This window comes from Parabacteroides merdae ATCC 43184 (genome assembly GCF_025151215.1).
GTDB classification, from domain to species: Bacteria; Bacteroidota; Bacteroidia; order Bacteroidales; family Tannerellaceae; genus Parabacteroides; species Parabacteroides merdae.
In genome coordinates this window covers 393,842-410,519 of record NZ_CP102286.1, presented here as the reverse complement: position 1 = coordinate 410,519, position 16,678 = coordinate 393,842, and the positions used below count along the sequence as shown (strand labels likewise).

Annotated in this window: 17 protein-coding genes; 5 read left to right on the top strand and 12 right to left on the bottom strand. The window is 45.4% G+C overall.

All coding sequences use genetic code 11. The annotated features are described in order from the left end of the window. Positions 1–44: 44 nt before the first annotated feature. From NQ542_RS01585 to NQ542_RS01555, 7 genes are all read right to left on the bottom strand, one after another. Complete coding sequence (locus tag NQ542_RS01585; RefSeq protein WP_005640987.1) at positions 45–1,064, bottom strand: rod shape-determining protein; 1,020 nt, start codon at positions 1,062–1,064, stop codon at positions 45–47. A gap of 107 nt (positions 1,065–1,171) precedes the next feature. Then, on the bottom strand, positions 1,172–2,695 hold the full coding sequence (purH, locus tag NQ542_RS01580; protein WP_005640988.1) for a bifunctional phosphoribosylaminoimidazolecarboxamide formyltransferase/IMP cyclohydrolase: 1,524 nt from the start codon (positions 2,693–2,695) through the stop codon (positions 1,172–1,174). 162 nt (positions 2,696–2,857) lie between these two features. Beyond that, complete coding sequence (locus NQ542_RS01575; RefSeq protein ID WP_005651262.1) at positions 2,858–3,046, bottom strand: hypothetical protein; 189 nt, start codon at positions 3,044–3,046, stop codon at positions 2,858–2,860. A gap of 516 nt (positions 3,047–3,562) precedes the next feature. After that, the gene (locus tag NQ542_RS01570) at positions 3,563–4,474 is read right to left on the bottom strand and encodes a porin family protein (protein ID WP_005640992.1); all 912 of its coding nucleotides are present in this window, start codon (positions 4,472–4,474) and stop codon (positions 3,563–3,565) included. A gap of 20 nt (positions 4,475–4,494) precedes the next feature. Then, entirely contained in the window at positions 4,495–4,959 is a 465-nt protein-coding gene (locus NQ542_RS01565) for a hypothetical protein (RefSeq protein WP_005640994.1), read from the bottom strand. Between the two features lie 12 nt (positions 4,960–4,971). Then, on the bottom strand, positions 4,972–5,517 hold the full coding sequence (locus tag NQ542_RS01560) for a hypothetical protein (protein WP_005640996.1): 546 nt from the start codon (positions 5,515–5,517) through the stop codon (positions 4,972–4,974). 17 nt (positions 5,518–5,534) lie between these two features. Further along, complete coding sequence (locus NQ542_RS01555; protein ID WP_005651259.1) at positions 5,535–6,029, bottom strand: RNA polymerase sigma factor; 495 nt, start codon at positions 6,027–6,029, stop codon at positions 5,535–5,537. 174 nt (positions 6,030–6,203) lie between these two features. Here NQ542_RS01555 and NQ542_RS01550 point away from each other — a divergent pair, with 174 nt between their 5' ends. Further along, a complete protein-coding gene (locus NQ542_RS01550; RefSeq protein WP_005651256.1) occupies positions 6,204–6,689 on the top strand; it encodes a PepSY-like domain-containing protein in 486 nt (161 codons plus the stop codon). 17 nt (positions 6,690–6,706) lie between these two features. Here NQ542_RS01550 and NQ542_RS01545 read toward each other — a convergent pair whose 3' ends face one another. From NQ542_RS01545 to truA, 3 genes are read right to left on the bottom strand one after another with little or no spacing between them, the layout of a single operon-like run. Next, positions 6,707–7,339, bottom strand: a complete 633-nt coding sequence (locus tag NQ542_RS01545) for a DUF3256 family protein (RefSeq protein WP_005641001.1) — start codon at positions 7,337–7,339, stop codon at positions 6,707–6,709. A gap of 44 nt (positions 7,340–7,383) precedes the next feature. Further along, positions 7,384–8,280, bottom strand: coding sequence for a DMT family transporter (locus tag NQ542_RS01540; protein ID WP_005641003.1), 897 nt, complete (start codon positions 8,278–8,280; stop codon positions 7,384–7,386). A gap of 57 nt (positions 8,281–8,337) precedes the next feature. Then, positions 8,338–9,102, bottom strand: a complete 765-nt coding sequence (gene truA, locus NQ542_RS01535; protein WP_036724697.1) for a tRNA pseudouridine(38-40) synthase TruA — start codon at positions 9,100–9,102, stop codon at positions 8,338–8,340. Between the two features lie 127 nt (positions 9,103–9,229). Between truA and NQ542_RS01530 the strand changes: the two genes are divergently transcribed. Together NQ542_RS01530 and NQ542_RS01525 are read left to right on the top strand one after the other, a co-directional pair. Next, positions 9,230–10,828, top strand: coding sequence for an aspartate:alanine exchanger family transporter (locus NQ542_RS01530; protein WP_005641006.1), 1,599 nt, complete (start codon positions 9,230–9,232; stop codon positions 10,826–10,828). A 98-nt stretch (positions 10,829–10,926) separates the two neighbouring features. Continuing rightward, on the top strand, positions 10,927–13,053 hold the full coding sequence (locus tag NQ542_RS01525) for an HRDC domain-containing protein (protein ID WP_005641008.1): 2,127 nt from the start codon (positions 10,927–10,929) through the stop codon (positions 13,051–13,053). A 63-nt stretch (positions 13,054–13,116) separates the two neighbouring features. Here the strand turns inward: NQ542_RS01525 and NQ542_RS01520 are convergent, their stop codons facing one another. Both NQ542_RS01520 and NQ542_RS01515 read right to left on the bottom strand, forming a co-directional pair. After that, entirely contained in the window at positions 13,117–13,737 is a 621-nt protein-coding gene (locus NQ542_RS01520; RefSeq protein ID WP_005641010.1) for a DUF4923 family protein, read from the bottom strand. Between the two features lie 98 nt (positions 13,738–13,835). After that, on the bottom strand, positions 13,836–14,834 hold the full coding sequence (locus tag NQ542_RS01515) for a class II fructose-bisphosphate aldolase (protein WP_005641014.1): 999 nt from the start codon (positions 14,832–14,834) through the stop codon (positions 13,836–13,838). A 229-nt stretch (positions 14,835–15,063) separates the two neighbouring features. Between NQ542_RS01515 and NQ542_RS01510 the strand changes: the two genes are divergently transcribed. Continuing rightward, entirely contained in the window at positions 15,064–15,318 is a 255-nt protein-coding gene (locus NQ542_RS01510) for a type B 50S ribosomal protein L31 (RefSeq protein ID WP_005641016.1), read from the top strand. A gap of 218 nt (positions 15,319–15,536) precedes the next feature. Further along, the gene (locus NQ542_RS01505; protein ID WP_005641019.1) at positions 15,537–16,634 is read left to right on the top strand and encodes a phosphotransferase enzyme family protein; all 1,098 of its coding nucleotides are present in this window, start codon (positions 15,537–15,539) and stop codon (positions 16,632–16,634) included. Positions 16,635–16,678 lie beyond the last annotated feature (44 nt).

Below are 16,678 nucleotides of genomic sequence, written 5' to 3'. Positions count from 1 at the left end.
ACTTGTTTACTTTCAACTTTCAACTCTCAACTTTCAACTTATATTTACCGGATAAGGAAATTAAACTTGTCGATATTCTTCAACGCAATCCCCGTACCTCTTGCTACTGCATGCAAAGGATCGTCTGCCACGTGAAATTCGATCCCCATCTTGTCGCGCAAACGTTTGTCGATACCACGCAGCAAAGCGCCGCCACCGGCCAGATAGATGCCGTTTTTTACGATATCGGCATACAATTCAGGAGGCGTCTGTTCCAACGCGCTCAGAACGGCGGCTTCAATCTTTGAAATCGACTTGTCCAAACAATGTGCGATTTCCTGGTAGGAAACAGGCACTTTCATCGGCAGAGCCGTCATCTGGTTCGGACCGCAGACTTCAAAATCTTCAGGAGCGTCCTCGAGGATACTTAAAGCGGAGCCGACATTGATCTTGATACGCTCCGCCATACGTTCGCTGACGCGTATATTATGCTGGCGGCGCATATATTCCACAATATCATTCGTCAAGTCGTCGCCCGCCATCTTGATAGACTTGTTGGAAACGATCCCCCCCAACGAAATCACCGCGATCTCGGTCGTACCGCCACCTATGTCTACAATCATGTTTCCTTCCGGAGCAAGCACATCCATGCCGACCCCGATAGCGGCTGCCATCGGTTCGAAAACCATATATACCTCACGGCCACCGGCATGTTCGGCAGAGTCGCGGACGGCACGGATTTCCACTTCCGTACTACCCGACGGGATACCGATCACCATACGGAGCGAAGGAGCAAACCAGCGTTTGCGTCCGCTGGCCATTTTGATCAATCCACGCATCATCTGCTCGGCAGCGTAGAAGTCGGCAATGACACCTTCGCGGAGCGGACGGATCGTACGAATATTCGGATTGGTCTTTTCGTACATCTCACGTGCCTGGCGCCCTACCGCCAGCACCTTTTCCGAACGAGCATCCAGAGCGATTACGGAAGGCTCATCCACTACCATCTTATCGTTGCAGGTAATAATGGTATTGGCAGTCCCCAAGTCCATTGCCAATTCTTGTGTGAAAGAAAATAATCCCATTTTTTGATTTCTGATTTATCATTTATGATTTATAACCTATAAACTTATGACTCACAAACAGACTGAAAACCCAATCAACTATAAATCATAAATCATAAATATTCCAATTAGTGTTTAAAATGACGAATACCCGTCTTGACCATAGCCAAACCATGTTCGTTGCAATAATCAACGGACAGCTTGTCGTTAATAGAACCTCCCGGCTGGATAACGGCGGTGATACCGGCTTTGTCGGCAATTTCCACACAGTCGGCAAACGGGAAAAACGCATCCGAAGCCATAACAGCGCCATTCAGGTCGAAATTGAATGAAACGGCCTTCTCAATAGCTTGCTTCAGAGAGTCCACACGTGAAGTTTGTCCGATACCGCTTGCACAAAGCTGTTTGTTCTTCACCAGTGTGATCGCGTTAGACTTGCTGTTCTTCACGATCTTGTTGGCGAACAACAAGTCTTCCACTTCTGGAGCCGTCGGTTTCTTTTCCGTCATCGGTTCCAGATCGGCTTCTCCTTGAATACTAAGGTCTTTTTCCTGCATCAACACGCCGTTCAACAATGAACGGAACTGCATCGGACAAGTCTTGCATTCCTTACGGACCAATATGATACGATTTTTCTTTTGTTTCAAGACTTCAAGGGCATCGGCATCATAAGCCGGAGCGATGATCACCTCGAAGAAAATCTTATTGATTTCTTCCGCCACTTCCTTGTTTACAGTCGTGTTCGTAATCAAGATTCCGCCGAAGGCAGACACTGGGTCACCAGCCAAAGCATCTTTCCAGGCATCCACCACGTTACCGCGAGATGCGATACCACAGGCATTGTTATGTTTTAGGATGGCGAACGTCAGTTCGTCGAATTCGTCAATCAGGTTTACAGCAGAGTCAATGTCGAGCAGGTTGTTGTAAGAGATTTCCTTACCATGCAACTGGTCAAACATATTATCGAATTTGCCATAGAACTTGGCAGCCTGGTGCGGGTTTTCACCGTAGCGCAAGTGCATCGGATCATCCACGGCAGCACGGAAATGCGAGCCTTGGCGGTCGTCGAAATAATTGAAGATTGCAGAATCATAGCCTGAAGAAACGGCAAACGCTTCTTTGGCAAACCATTTGCGGTCTTCGATAGAAGTTTCAGCCCCTTTTTCGTTCAGCAATTGCATCAACGGCTGATACTGGGCTTTAGATGCTACAATCACTACATCTTTAAAGTTCTTTGCAGCGGCACGGATAAGAGAAATACCGCCTATATCTATCTTTTCGATAATTGCCTGTTCTTCCGCACCGGAAGCAACTGTTTCCTCGAACGGATACAGGTCGACAATCACCAAGTCTATTTCAGGAATTTCATATTGGGCAATCTGGGCCTGGTCACCTTCATTATCACGACGGTTCAAAATACCACCGAACACTTTCGGGTGAAGCGTCTTCACACGTCCGCCCAGGATAGAAGGATAGCCGGTCAGGTCCTCTACTGCATCACACGGGAGTCCCAGCTCTTCTATAAACTTCTGAGTACCACCCGTCGACACAAAACTCACACCTTCGCGGTGGAGCTTCTTCAAAATTTCATCTAATCCATCTTTATGGTATACCGATACCAATGCACGTTTAATACGTTTTGTTGCAGCCATCTTTGTTGGGTTTATTTTAATGTTTTAGAGCACAAAAATAGGGATTTATTTTCAATATGTATATAAGGTATGATAATAATTTCCTATCACCAACTATTAAAGAGTGCTACATAAAGCGAAAAAACCGGCTGTCCGCAAACTTACGAAACAGCCGGGAACAAATTACTTATCCTGAGACGTTTTCAACGATTCTTCAATAATCTTCTCGTTTTCTTCCGCCTTTTCAATCGTTTCGTCCAATTTTGTCATGTCATGAGCCGTGTAATCATCGGACAAGATCGGATGCGGCGTCAGCATTTCATCCTCCAGTTCGGAACTTTCGTCCCACAAAGTGTTCATTATTCCAGCCATAATCATCTGTGTTTTATTTGTTAATAACGGAGATAGAACAAGCTGGAAGGCCAAATTGTTGAATCCCGAACACCCAAGTCTTTCTTTTCATACTATATATCAGAAACGCGGTTCTATAATCCACATTCAATATTGGCAATACTATGAGCCGTAAATGAATTTTATATGGAAAAATGCAAAAGATACCGACACCTTACCGACACTATCTGAAACCGAACCTCTGACAACTGGTAAATTAAGCCGTTTCATACCATCAACTAAGTCAAAACACCCCAAGAACTAACTAATTACATATAGCAAAGTATCTGTTGGTAGTCACTATCTATTGTCTATACGTAGTACTACCTATAGACGATATGTAGTACTACGTATTCGTGATAGGTAGTACTACATATAAATAATATGATGTATGTCTTGGATTAGTTTACCATGACTTTCGAAATAGTTTATGCCATGTTATGGTTCAAACCATCCAATATGATTAATCCTTACCCTAAAGAATGATGCCCAACAAGATTAAATATGCAACTGCAATCCCAAAGAAACTGGATGCACCTTCGGGCCTTTGTCCTTCTCAAACAGGCCGAAAGGAGAATATTTGGCATAGAAACCGATGCAACCGACACCTGCCTGAAAAAGAAAATCCATTGTTACAGGACGAAGGTTCATGCCACGGTCCATCTTTTTCTTACGTTTTTCGCCATCCGCATCATGATAGACGATTTTGGAAGAAGAAATAGTTTTGACCACACCTACCACCCCACCTGAGATAAAGAAACGCGGAGCCTTGCGACGATGTTTAGGCGACTGCCATTCAAGCAGGACCGGAATCGTCAAGCTGGTGATATTCAACTTGCTGGCATTATAAACGATGCCTTCGGGAGCAGGAACCAACTGCGTCACACCGTCCACTTCCTGAAAATGAGCATTCATATCCAGCCGATAACGGCTCCAGCGCATACCGGCCCCGGTCACGACCGCCCATCTATAACGGGAGAAGGGGAAACTGAACTCCATAAAATTCAAATTATATTCCAACGAATTACCGCTACGAAGCGAAACACCGTCTACGTCGTTGATCCCGTCACTACCGGAGAAGTTGGCGAAGCCCATGCCGAAGCCTGCCCAGTGCGGATCAAAATCTTTGTCCCAAGAAGGGATCGGGATATTGATCGACTTGATATGTTTGCGCCGTTCGTAACTCTGTCCGTCCCGGTAATGCCCCTCGAAGATCATTTCACGGTCTATCGAATCGCCTTCTTCGGTCAGTTCATACACTTTCACTTTCATCCGTTCGCCGTTGTCCTTCACTACGATACGTTTGTTTTCCAACCGGATGACCGTATCGGCCGGCATCGGTTCAACATCTGCAGCCAGCAATCCGATGGCAGGAAAGCATGCGGCTATGATCAGTAAAAATCTTTTCATATCTTTTCTTGTTTATCTGTTTATAAATCTTTTTTGGTAAATAAAAGGGTGATCAGGTCGTCGCTGTCCAATTCTCCTTCGATATAGACCAGTGTGATCGTCCCTTTGGAGTTGACTTTGAACAGGACAAAACGATTCACGTCCGGGTCTTTGCCCGGAAGCTGGTAATAAGCGGAGACCACTCCCCCGTCGTCGGTCACCTCCTTGATCTTGCGTGCTCCCCGCTGATCGGCTTCCAGACATTGGCGGGTAAAGCGAAGAGCTTCCGGATCGTCCTTGATCGTGATGCTCTTATAGCGCGTCATACCGTATGTTTCCAGCATTTCATTGGAAAGCTCCACCATCGTGACATTCCTCTTTTTACCGTAACGGGTAAAGACATCCTGTATCTTCAGGTCTTTCTGCGCTTCGGCAGCTCCCACACCGGTCGGCAACAGCATCAAAGCAGCCAACATTATTAATAGCCTATACCTCAACTGTTTCATCTTGATATTCTTTTATTCGTCTTCACTAAAAAGACTACCTAATTCTTTTAACTGGTTATCTATTATTCGGCGGTCTGCCTCATCCTTATCCATCTCCGGGAAGTAATCATCGGCAGGAGTGGCCACTTCCTGCAACGCTTCGATCGCCAATGAACGAACTTTATGGATATCGGTATAGCAACGGCCGTTTATCACGACATAGCTGTCGGAACAGAAACAGGGATCAGCGGGATACAGCAGGCGGGTAAGACTCAACAGAGCCAGCACGCAGGCAGCCACGCCGGAAAAGAGGTAAAGGGCTGCACGCTTCCGGTTCGCAGAGCGGAACGGAACGGATACCGATTCGGGTCCCGAATCCGGTTCGCCAACTTGCGCTTCCGCATCACGTTCTATTTCTTCGTCGAAATAAGCGAACAGAGGAGCATAGGCAGCCAGATGCTCCGGCACCTCTCCCGAAGCGAAAAAGGCACGGATCTGCTTTTCTTCCGCGGCAGAAGTCTCACCTTCGAAATACCGTTCCAGCAACTCCTCTATCATATGTAGATTCCTCTTTCCCATAAATCACAAATTATAAATCATAACTCCTTCATTAACTGTTCCCGTATCTTTTTCCGGGCTCTCGAAAGATTCACCCGAACCGCTTCGACCTGAGTGCCTGTGATCTCCGCTATCTCCGCCAATTCATATCCTTCGACATCTTTCATCCGGATAATGGTTTGCTGTAGCGAAGGCAGCTTACTTATCAGCCAACGGATACGGGCAACCGTATCGTGCTGCTCCAATTCTTCCGCCGGGTTCCTTGTTCCCGAATCAAGAGAAAGCAAGGCTATATCCGTCCCTTCTGGCCGATGCTGTTTCAGTTTGTCCAGCGCCAGGTTCTTGACCACTTGTACAGCCAGCGCCTCGACACTGTTATAACCATCCAACTTCTCGCGAATCTGCCACAATTTCAGAAAAGTCTCCTGCACGATGTCTTCTGCATCCGACCTGTCCTCTATCATCCGCCAGGAAATATTGATCAACTTCTCCCGAAGCGGCAGCACGGTTATTTTAAACGTTTCGAGTTCCATTTCTACTATTATGACGACAAAGAAACGAAAACATAACATGAGAAAAACGAAAAAAATAAAAAAGGCATATTATTATCGTGGCGGACAACCATGAAGACAAAAGAATTGTTTCTTTCGAGACAGAGTTCGATCGGGAACTCGCCACGAATAGTAACAATAAAAAAACAACAAGTCATGAAAACTAAATTATCCGTCTTGCTATTGTACTTATGCAGCCTCACACTGTTCGCCGCATGCAGCAACAACCGGCAAAAACAAAAAACACCTGCCGAAAACGTCGCAACTCCTATCCGGAACTTCTTGAAACAGAAGTATCCGGCCGCAACGATCCTGAAATCCGAAAAAGAGACTAACGGGACGGAAGTGGATATACAAGAAAAGAGTCTGCACAAAGAAGTATGGTTCGACACGAAGGAGCAATGGGTCTCCACACATTGGGAAATCAGTACCCGCGACGTTCCTGTCGCCGTTATGGATGCGTTGCAAAGCTCCGCCTACAACCAATATAAAATAGAAGATATCACGGCAATCGAACGGCCGGACGGCCTGTTCTACGATTTTGAACTGAAACAAGACAACAATGAGATACATATCATACTCGACTCCGAAGCGAAGATCGTAATCAAAAGTTCGACCATTGCTCCGGGATACGACTGGTAGATTTATATCCACCCCTTTTATTTAAAGTGGAACTTTTCCCAGGTATAAACCTTTGGAGTGTTCTTCAGGAAAGGTTCCACCTGCTTGCGTTCGGTTTTCGTCAAATATTGGGGGGTCGTGTATTCGACCGTCAACGTCTGGTCGTCGGGGCTAAGCGAATATTTCCGTAAGTCCATATCCAGACGAGCAGTTGCTTCGATAAAGGCGGTGCGGTTCTTGTCGGCATCGTCTTTAATAAACCATTCTACTGGAACCGGAGTATACAAATCAGCAGAGTCCAACAGCTTCCAGTCTGTCGTGAAAAACTCGACCTGGCTGTCGGGAACAGGACCGTATACGGTCGTGATCATACAAACGACATAGGTATCGTTGACCAGCGGCAAGAGCTTCATCTCTACCGTGCTGCGCTCCGTCACCTGCAACAACAGGTAATCGTCCGTCAGCTTCTTCAAGGTGGAAAAGCCGTTCATGGTGTTTTTCAGCTTCGCTTCCTTTCCTGAATTATACAAATCTATCAAATCCTTACGCCAGGCATTTTCCAGCTGGGGTACATATTGGTCAGGCATGGCGACAAAGACCGCATCCATCTCCTGTGCCTTCATCCCCCACACAAATACACAAAGCAGTATAGAAAGAAATAATCGTTTCATATCTTAATCTACAATTTTCATCTACAAAAGTAATAGAATATGCCTTAGCGCGTACCGAGATACAGGAATATCATTCCTAATAATACTAAAAACAGGTCGATTGCCTTGCTTTTCAAGTTCTTTTCATGGAAGAACAAAGCACCGGCAAGGAAGGTAACCAGGACATTACTACGGCGGACCATCGAGACGATAGAGATCATCGAACCGGGAAAAGTCAAGGCATAAAAGTAAATCCAATCCGCCACGCAGAGGAAGACGGATATAAAGATAATGTTCCAGTGCCAGACAAAAGGTGTCGTGCTTTTCCGGCGCGGATACCAAAGAAACAGGAGGATCGGCAACATCATAAGGCACTGGTAGACATTGAACCAGACCTGCACCGTCATCACATCCAGACTTCCCATCAGGTGTTTGTCATACAAGCCGCTCGCCGCTCCGGTAAGGATAGACAAGACGGTAAAGAAGATCCATTTATTATGCGTAAAACGGATTCCCTCTTTTTTCCCGGATGAGGAAAGGAGGTAGAAAGAGGCAATGGAAAGAATCACCCCGATCCATTGGTACAGGTTCAGCCGCTCACCAAAGACAAGCATGGCTCCCACCAGCGTCACGACTGGCTGCGTCGCTTTGATAGGCCCGGTAATGGTCAGCGGTAAATGCTTCAAGGCAAAATAGCCGAATATCCACGATGACAAGACGATCACGGCCTTTATAAACACTGCCACATGTGTCTCTAAAGAGACACGCGGCACATACAACATCGTCCCGTCGAGCACATCTGTAAAAAACGAAAGAAAAATGAAAGGGACAAAGATAAGACTGCTTATCAATGTATTGAAAAACAAAACCGGAATAACGGCATTACCATCTAGCGAAATTTTTTTGTTTACTTCATAACAACCTAAAAGGAAGGCGGAGATGAAGGCTAATCCGAGCCACATAACAGTTGAAAGTTGAAAGTTTCTGAATAATATTTTTTAGACCGGAAAACACAACAGTCAACAGCCGACTGCCAACTGAAAAAGTTCTTCGGGATAAGTGACGTCGACCAGATAGAGAGCGTGTCCGGGAGCGGAAGTCCCGGCACGTCCACGGTCTTTGGCTTCGATCACCTGGCGGAAACCGTCGACCGTCAGTTTTCCTCTGCCCACTTCGAGTAAAGTACCGACAATGGCACGCACCATATTGCGCAGGAAACGGTCCGCCTGTATGGTAAAAACCCATACATCGCCTTCCCTCTCCCAACCAGCCTTATAGATGCGACAGTTGTTCGTCTTCACGTCCGTATGCAGCTTGCTGAAACTGGTGAAATCTATGTAGTCAAACAAAACTGAGCAAGCCTTGTTCATCGCCTCGAAATCGAGTTTTCCCGGAATCTTATAGACCAACTCGTAATTGAACGGATCTTTCCGCGTCGTGACATAATATTTATAGGTACGCGAAATGGCATCGAACCGGGCATGCGCATCGGGACGTACAGGTACAATACGGTAGACCGCGATATCTTTGGGAAGCAAACGGTTCAGCTTCTCCGCTAAGAAAGCGAGGTCGGCAATCGGTTCCTGCCAGTCGAAATGAGCCACCATCAGGCGGGCATGCACACCAGCATCCGTCCGCCCCGCTCCCACGATCGGAACCGGTTGGCGCAACAACGTAGCCAAAGCTTCCTCGATAGATTGCTGCACAGTGATTCCATTCGGCTGTATCTGCCAGCCACAAAACTTTTTACCGTTATAACCTAAATATATAAAGTATCTGTTCACGTCCGGATATCCTTGCTTATGTTTGATTTCGGCTGCAAAGGTAACAGAAATCTCGCCAAGGGATTGTCTATACAGGCAGAAAAGTGTAATTTTGCAAACATAAATCTTCACAACAAAACTATTTGACATGCTTGAAACATTGCTTCAATCGTCTTATTTTGCCTTGTTCCTGATTATCGCCTTAGGATTCATATTGGGCAGAATACAGATCAAAGGCCTCTCTCTCGACGTATCAGCCGTTATCTTTATCGCTCTCCTATTCGGGCACTTCGGAGTAATCATTCCTAAGGAACTGGGAAATTTCGGTTTGGTATTGTTCATTTTCACCATCGGCATACAAGCGGGTCCGGGATTCTTCGACTCCTTCCGTTCGAAAGGGAAAACATTGATCATACTAACGCTTCTGATTGTCGGATCTGCCAGCCTTACCGGTTTGATACTTAAATATGTGGTCGGAATCGATACGCCGAGCCTCGTCGGACTGATCGCTGGGGCGCTGACCAGTACGCCAGGTCTTGCCGTCGCGATCGACAGCACGCACTCCTCCTCCGCTTCCATCGCCTATGGCATCGCCTATCCGTTCGGAGTGATCGGTGTGATACTTTTTATAAAATTATTGCCGAAATTGTTGCGCAAAGACCTTATCGCCGAAGCCAAGGCACTCGAAGTACAGCGAAAAGGGAAATATCCCCCGTTGCATACGGCGACTTTCCGTATCACCCACGCCAATATATTCGGAAAAACACTGGCCCAGTTACAACTTCGTTCCATGACGGGAGCCGTCATTTCCCGTATAAAACATAAAGACCGGACAAGCATACCAGTAGCGCAAACCATCTTGCATGAAGGAGACATGATCAAGGCTGTCGGTAACGACAAGTCTTTGGAACAACTGGCACTTCTTGTCGGTGAACGTGTAGAGAACGACCTTCCTTTCGGCAGCACTCAGGAATTGCAATCTCTATTGGTGACGAACAAGAACGTCATTAATAAAAGTTTAGGATACCTGAATCTGCAACGCACGTTCAATTGTACCGTTACTCGTGTACGCCGAAGCGGTATCGACCTCTCACCCGAACCGGAATTAATGTTGAAATTCGGCGACAAGTTAATGGTTGCTGGAGAAAAAGAAGACATAAAGGAATTGGGACAGGTGTTCGGTAATGACGAGAAAAAACTTTCCGACACGGACTTTTTCCCGATTGCAGCCGGTATTGTCCTCGGAGTATTGTTCGGAAAACTGAACATTTCGTTTTCGGACTCCTTCTCTTTCTCACCCGGACTGACAGGTGGCATCCTGATTGTCGCACTTATCCTGAGTGCAATTGGCAAAACGGGACCGATCATCTGGTCCATGTCAGGTTCCGCCAACCAGTTACTCCGTCAGATCGGCCTACTTCTGTTCCTCGCCGAGGTCGGAACATCCGCCGGTGTCAACCTGGTATCGACATTCCAAGAAAGTGGCTGGACATTATTCGGAATCGGTATGGCAATCACAATGGTACCGATGATCGTGGCTGTCCTGTTCGGCTATTTCGTATTCAAAATCCACATCTTAGACTTGATCGGGACGATCGCAGGAGGAATGACCAGTACGCCAGGACTTGCCGCCGCCGATTCGATGAGCGACAGTTCTGCCCCCAGCATCGCGTATGCGACGGTCTATCCGATTGCGATGGTGTTCCTAATTCTTTTTATCCAGTTCATCGCCGCATTGGTCGTATAAGGATTATGAGGGTCGCAACCTCATAATCCGTATCAAAAACATTGCCAATTATAATATTTTCTATATATTTGTGACTATTAACAATATCACAAATCGCCATGCAAACAAACCAACAGTTTGACCTCGCCTTCAACTTGCTGCAGAACACCGGAACCAACCTCTTTCTGACAGGAAAAGCCGGAACGGGCAAAACTACCTTTTTAAAAAGGCTTAAAGAGGTTTCACCTAAACGAATGATCGTTGTTGCACCGACAGGAGTAGCTGCTATCAATGCAGGAGGCGTCACTATCCACTCCTTTTTCCAATTGCCGTTCGGGCCTTACATTCCGTCTTCACCGGAATACCGGGGAGGCAAAACAGATTTCAAGAACCAATTCCGCAAGGACAAAATCAATATTATCCGCAGTATGGACTTGCTGGTGATCGATGAGGTCAGCATGGTGCGCGCAGACTTGCTGGACGCTATCAGCGACGTCCTGCGTCGTTATAAAGATCACAGTAAACCTTTCGGAGGTGTCCAGTTATTGCTCATAGGAGACTTACAACAATTAGCGCCTGTCGCCAAAGATGATGAATGGAATCTGCTGAAAGAGCACTATCCGTCCACCTTCTTTTTCGACAGCAAGGCACTGTCGGAAAGCAATTATTTCTGTATTGAGCTGACACATGTCTACCGCCAAAGCGACACGAATTTCATCAACCTGTTGAATAATATCCGTGAGAACCGCTTCGACGACGAGACCTTGCAACGTCTGAACCAGCGGTACATTCCCAACTTCAGACCGGACGAACAATCGGGTTATATCACACTCACGACACATAACTACCAGGCACAGCAGATCAACAACCGAAAACTGGCGGAACTTCCCGGACAGCCTTACACTTTTTCAGCTGAGATCAATAACGACTTTCCCGAATATTCTTATCCGACCGACGACAAGTTAATCTTGAAATGCGGCGCGCAAGTCATGTTCGTCAAAAACGATTCATCTTCCGAAAAACGATACTATAATGGGAAGATCGGAAAGATCGTATTTATCAACCCAAACAAGATAACCGTAGTCGACCAAGAAGGAAACGAGATCGTCGTCGAAAAGGAAATCTGGAACAATGTGAAATACACGATTGATCCCGAAACAAAGGAAATCACCGAAACCATTACCGGCACCTTCAGTCAATATCCGTTGAAAACAGCTTGGGCGATCACCATACACAAGAGCCAGGGATTGACTTTCGAGCATGCCATCATTGATGCTTCGGCCGCTTTTTCGCACGGACAGGTATATGTCGCACTCAGCCGTTGCAAAACGTTGGAAGGTCTTGTGTTGAGCAGTCAGATCACCCGCAACGCCATGATCAATGATTACCGGATACAGGAATTCTCTTCATCGGTCGACAGCCGCCAACCGCGTGAAGAGCAAATGCAGGCCGCACAGCAACTTTATTTCACGGAACTGATATGTGAACTGTTTGACTTCAACAATCTTCAGCAGCGCATACAATATGCCGCCTTTGTCGTGTACGGGAATCTGCAAAAACTATATCCGGAACTGAGCGTGCAGTATTCTAACACACGCGACGCATTCCGTTCCACGGTCACAGATGTCGGAGAACGATTCATCCAGCAATTGAAACGGCTGATAACAGGCAATACCGATTATCTGAAAGACGAAACGATCCAAGAGCGTGTCCGGAAAGGCGTGGCTTACTTTCTGGAGCAAATAGATCGCCTTTGCACCCCATTGCAGGAAGCATCGAATGTGGAAATCGACAATAAAGAAACACGCAAAACAATCAAGAATGCGTTAGACAAGTGGAACGAAGACCTTCGTATCAAACTGTCAACCTTGCAAGGTTGTCAAGATGGATTCACAATTTCCGGCTATCTGTCGGCTAAGGCCAAAGCAAGCATCGAACAACCGTCTGCTCCGACCACACGCAAACGTTCCGAAAAATCATCAGAGTCGGCTAAACTGGAAATATCGACAGACATCAAACATCCAGAACTATATGCCAACCTGAAACACTGGCGCTATGAGGTGGCAACCGAAAAAGGACTTCCAACTTATACCATCCTGCAACAAAAGGCCCTGATCGGGGTAGCCAACACCTTACCCGCCAGCGGACGTGATCTCCTCAAAATCCCCGGTATCGGGAAAAAGATCGTCGAAAACTATGGCGCAAAGCTACTGGAAATCGTAGACGAATACAGGAAAGGGCAATAATGTGCCAATGCACCAATATACTAATGATATGAGCATTTTCCCATTGGCATATTGGCACATTATTTATTTTTTCAACTCGAAACCCATCATCAACCCATCATACTGGCTCGCCAACTTATTGAGTGCTTGTAAGGTCGTATTTTTAGAGACAGCAGACAGTTTTGTCAGGAAATCCAGTAATTTATCGGCATTGAAGAGCAAAGAAAGTTGGTCATTGGTGACAACGACATGAGCCGTCATCGTCGTCAACTTCGATTTACCGATCTTGCCATAGTGCAGTTCCATCGTCTTATCGTCCGCATTAAAAGAATAAGTACCCTTCAAAGTACAGCTTTTCAGGACACTGGTGAATGTGCTGTCGGTATTAAATGTATAATTGAATGCCCCTTCGATTATTCCGATTTTCGCACAATAATCCTTCAGCTTCTTTTCCATCTCTGAAGAGGCCACACTTGCCGCCACATTCTTCAAAGCATTATCGCCTTCCAACTGGATGGCAGGATCCACATACGTCCACGTACCGGCCAAATTTTCCACTGTCAGCTTTTTTCCTCCGGTCACAGCAGTCACAGCGTCTTTTACGGCAGCAGAATTCAAAATGTCTTTAATTGATTGTCCATACGCCGAATCCGATACAGACAATATACCACAAACGGCCACCTCAAAAATCCAATTTTTTTTCATTTTTATCTATTCTTACTCATGTTTATACGTTACAAAAACACAAATAAAAAGGGGTACCGACAAGCACCCCTTCATATATCTCGTTCCGTAAAAGAAGATTAGAGTTTATCATTAGAACCGAGTACGTTGATAATTTTGTGCTTATACAGCTTTTCCATATTATCACGAGCCGGGCCTAGATATTTACGTGGGTCGAATTCTGCCGGTTTTTCTGCGAATACCTTACGTACGGCAGCAGTCATAGCCAGACGAGAATCCGAATCGATGTTGATTTTGCAAACAGCCGACTTGGCAGCTTTACGCAATTCTTCTTCAGGAATACCGATAGCAGCTTTCAATGCACCACCGTATTTGTTGATAGTTTCAACTTCTTCTTCAGGAACAGATGAAGATCCGTGAAGAACGATAGGGAATCCTGGGAGTTTTTCCATTACAGCATCCAATACATTGAAAGCCAATGGAGGAGGCACCATCTTGCCAGTCTTAGGATCAATATGGCACTGTTCCGGAGTAAACTTGTATGCACCGTGAGAAGTACCGATAGAGATAGCCAAAGAATCACAACCTGTACGGTGAGCGAAATCGATAACTTCTTCAGGATCGGTATAAGTGTGGTGGTCAGAAGAAACTTCATCTTCAACACCTGCCAATACCCCTAATTCACCTTCTACAGTTACATCGAACTGATGAGCATAATCAACAACTTTCTTAGTCAGGGCAACGTTTTCTTCATAAGGAAGATGAGAACCGTCGATCATAACAGAAGAGAATCCTGAATCGATACAGCTTTTGCAAGTTTCAAACGTATCACCGTGATCCAAGTGCAGAACGATCTGAGGATTCGGACAGCCTAATTCCTTAGCATATTCAACAGCTCCCTGAGCCATGTAGCGCAACAGAGTAGCATTTGCATATTGGCGAGCACCTTTAGATACCTGCAGGATTACCGGAGACTTTGTTTCAACAGCAGCCTTGATAATGGCCTGCATCTGTTCCATGTTGTTAAAGTTGAAAGCCGGAATTGCGTATCCGCCTTTGATGGCTTTTGCGAACATTTCTCTTGTGTTCACCAAACCTAAATCTTTGTAATTTACCATTGTTGTATATGTTATTACGTTAATGATTAAAAATCTTCCACAAAGATAATAACTATCCGAGAACATTATGCTTTTAAGCATATAAAATAATACAAAAGTAGGTCTGATTGAAAAAATAATCCAAAATTCTTTGTTTGTTCAACTCTAATCCATACCTTTGCAACCCAAAATACCGGTTACCAAACTCAAGTATAAGAGAATATAAATTAAAAAATAAGATAACAAAGCAATGAAAAAAGGAATTCATCCTGACAACTATCGTCCTGTAGTATTCAAGGACATGTCAAACGAGGACGTATTTATCACTCGTTCAACTATCAATGCAAAAGAAACAATTGAGATTGACGGTGTTACTTATCCGTTGGTAAAGATCGAAATCTCAAGCTCTTCTCACCCGTTCTATACAGGTAAGGCCAAATTGGTCGATACTGCCGGACGTGTTGATAAGTTCATGAGCCGCTATGGTAACCGTAACAAGAAATAAAACCAATTGATAATTGGTTTAGATAACAAATAGAGAAAGGCTGTTCTGAAAAGGACGGTCTTTCTTTTTTATCAAGAGACTCCCATTAAAGAAAGCAACTTCCTTTTTTATTTACAAAAGATATTCTTATTTTTGTGCGTAACTGATAATTGGAGTGAATCTATACCCTTATTTCATTGTCAATTGTCAATTATCAATTATATCAATTAAATAATGCCATGGCAAAAACGAAAGAACAATTACTAAACATCCTGGATCAGTTCCAGCTCACAGAAAAGGTAGTTTCCGCCGAACCATTCGGAAACGGACACATTAACGATACGCTGAAAGTAACAAACGAAAAAGGCGAAATCAAATACGTGCTGCAACGCATCAACCACCTGATCTTCACAAATGTGGATATGTTGCAGAACAATATCCAGATTGTTACTTCGCATATCCGTAAGAAACTGGAAGAAAAAGGTGAAAATGATATTGACCGCAAAGTCTTGACTTTCCTTCCGACAAAAGATAACAAACTGTATTATTTCGACGGAGACAACTATTGGCGTGTTTGCCTGTTCATCCCAAACAGCAAAAGCTACGAAGAGGTCACCCCGGAACTGTCTTACGAAGCAGGCAAGGCTTTCGGCGACTTCCAATCCATGCTGGCCGACATTCCGGAAGGCACACTGGGTGAAACCATCCCGAACTTCCATAATATGGAATTTCGTCTGGAGCAGTTCCACGATGCAGTAAAGAATAATGCAGCCGGCCGTCTGGACGAAGTGAAAGACTTGATCGAGGAAATTGAAAAACGCGCCGAAGCTATGTGTATCCAAGAACGTCTTTATCGCGAAGGCAAACTAAAAAAACGCACGAACCATTGCGACACAAAGGTCAACAATATGATGTTCGATACCGAAACCGACAAGGTCTTGTGCGTGATCGACCTCGACACGGTCATGCCGGGCTTCGTCCTTTCTGATATCGGCGACTTCATTCGCACAGGAGCCAATACTGGTGCCGAAGATGACGAAAACCTGGACAATGTCAATGTTAACATAGATATCTTTAAAGCTTACACACGCGGCTATATGGAGAAAGTCAAATCATTCCTGACTCCGATGGAAATCAAACTGCTCCCGTACGGCGGCCGCTTACTGACTTACATGCAGACAGTCCGTTTCCTAACCGATTACATCAACGGTGACACATACTACAAGATACGCAGTCCGAAGCACAACCTGATCCGCACGAAGGCTCAGTTCAAATTGCTCCAAAGCCTCGAAGCACATGCAGACGAGATGGATGCATTCATGAGCGAATGGCTGTAAGAACAGTGTAATAACTCTATTGGCGGTTGGCAACCAGGTAGTAA

Excerpts from the sequence above, each read along its gene's own strand:
- NQ542_RS01585 (WP_005640987.1), bottom strand. The coding sequence starts at position 1,064 with ATGGGATTATTTTCTTTCACACAAGAATTGGCAATGGACTTGGGGACT.
- purH (WP_005640988.1), bottom strand. The coding sequence starts at position 2,695 with ATGGCTGCAACAAAACGTATTAAACGTGCATTGGTATCGGTATACCAT.
- NQ542_RS01575 (WP_005651262.1), bottom strand. The coding sequence starts at position 3,046 with ATGGCTGGAATAATGAACACTTTGTGGGACGAAAGTTCCGAACTGGAG.
- NQ542_RS01570 (WP_005640992.1), bottom strand. The coding sequence starts at position 4,474 with ATGAAAAGATTTTTACTGATCATAGCCGCATGCTTTCCTGCCATCGGA.
- NQ542_RS01565 (WP_005640994.1), bottom strand. The coding sequence starts at position 4,959 with ATGAAACAGTTGAGGTATAGGCTATTAATAATGTTGGCTGCTTTGATG.
- NQ542_RS01560 (WP_005640996.1), bottom strand. The coding sequence starts at position 5,517 with ATGGGAAAGAGGAATCTACATATGATAGAGGAGTTGCTGGAACGGTAT.
- NQ542_RS01555 (WP_005651259.1), bottom strand. The coding sequence starts at position 6,029 with ATGGAACTCGAAACGTTTAAAATAACCGTGCTGCCGCTTCGGGAGAAG.
- NQ542_RS01550 (WP_005651256.1), top strand. The coding sequence starts at position 6,204 with ATGAAAACTAAATTATCCGTCTTGCTATTGTACTTATGCAGCCTCACA.
- NQ542_RS01545 (WP_005641001.1), bottom strand. The coding sequence starts at position 7,339 with ATGAAACGATTATTTCTTTCTATACTGCTTTGTGTATTTGTGTGGGGG.
- NQ542_RS01540 (WP_005641003.1), bottom strand. The coding sequence starts at position 8,280 with ATGTGGCTCGGATTAGCCTTCATCTCCGCCTTCCTTTTAGGTTGTTAT.
- NQ542_RS01530 (WP_005641006.1), top strand. The coding sequence starts at position 9,230 with ATGCTTGAAACATTGCTTCAATCGTCTTATTTTGCCTTGTTCCTGATT.
- NQ542_RS01525 (WP_005641008.1), top strand. The coding sequence starts at position 10,927 with ATGCAAACAAACCAACAGTTTGACCTCGCCTTCAACTTGCTGCAGAAC.
- NQ542_RS01520 (WP_005641010.1), bottom strand. The coding sequence starts at position 13,737 with ATGAAAAAAAATTGGATTTTTGAGGTGGCCGTTTGTGGTATATTGTCT.
- NQ542_RS01515 (WP_005641014.1), bottom strand. The coding sequence starts at position 14,834 with ATGGTAAATTACAAAGATTTAGGTTTGGTGAACACAAGAGAAATGTTC.
- NQ542_RS01510 (WP_005641016.1), top strand. The coding sequence starts at position 15,064 with ATGAAAAAAGGAATTCATCCTGACAACTATCGTCCTGTAGTATTCAAG.
- NQ542_RS01505 (WP_005641019.1), top strand. The coding sequence starts at position 15,537 with ATGGCAAAAACGAAAGAACAATTACTAAACATCCTGGATCAGTTCCAG.